The sequence below is a fragment of the Winogradskyella sp. SYSU M77433 genome (genome assembly GCF_029911945.1).
Lineage (GTDB): Bacteria > Bacteroidota > Bacteroidia > Flavobacteriales > Flavobacteriaceae > Winogradskyella.
Genome location: NZ_JARYTG010000030.1, coordinates 1 through 973, shown reverse-complemented (window position 1 = coordinate 973; position 973 = coordinate 1). Strand labels below are relative to the sequence as shown.

Annotated in this window: 1 protein-coding gene; it reads left to right on the top strand. The window is 29.5% G+C overall.

Translation table 11 applies throughout. From position 1 onward, the window contains the following. The first annotated feature begins 115 nt into the window (after window positions 1-115). On the top strand, window positions 116-775 hold the full coding sequence (locus QGM60_RS18120) for a hypothetical protein (protein ID WP_281141649.1): 660 nt from the start codon (window positions 116-118) through the stop codon (window positions 773-775). The last annotated feature ends 198 nt before the right edge of the window (window positions 776-973 follow it).

Here is a 973-nt window from a genome sequence, read left to right as displayed (position 1 = left end):
CTCGCGGATTTTCAGTTTGGTGTGTACTTGCTAAGTTAAGTGCTAAACCACGCAACTACTCATAGCCGAGACCGTTGTGCGTCATTTAACGGACGAAATAAAAAGCAAGTGAAATTTGAAAATTCTTCTGAATAAAAAGTCATTAAGAGAAATTATAATTAATCATATTTCGGAAAATGATTTAGGTTTCATTTTTTCAAAATATAATGATAGGATTTACTATTTTCAAAGAGAACCTCAAAGTGTCGAAGCTTTTGATACAATGAAAATTAAGGTTCATTTCAAAAAAGGAAAAATTTATTGTACGCTACATTCTATCGTGAATAAATCCTTAAAGAATAACCTATATGTTTATAATGGTTTATTAAATCGGCAATTGAGATTGGAAAATTCCTTTATCGACTCAACTACTTTTCCAAAAAACATTTGCTATAGATTTGAAAATACAGAAGAATCATTAATTCAGACTATGAGCAGAATTTTATATGACCTAAATACAAAAGGCAAAAATTTTATTGAAGAAAGTGATGAACGATTCTATGACAGTAAGTACAAAAAAGCAATGGAATTTATTAATAATCTTAATTTGGATAAATTAAAATTAAAAGAACAATTCTATAAAGATTCTGCTTTTGCAAATAATTCAATTCCAAAAAACAGTAATCCTACTTTTCGTAAGTTAGTTTCTGAACTGAATGATATAAATAAAGGTGAATTTCCTGTTGAAAATCATATGATAGCATTTGAATTTTTACATAAATATATGAATGAATAAAAAACGAACGCACAACAACGTGTATAGCTCATTGCGGCTGAATTTCCTCGCGGAAATTCAATCTTATTCGCTATCTTTGGTCAACGGCGGAAAATTCTCGCGAATTTCCCGCAACAAGCCATACACAAAACCGTTGTGCGTCATATAAAATAAAATCATTTGTACCAAAATCTTAAACAGATACTTTCGTTTTATGGT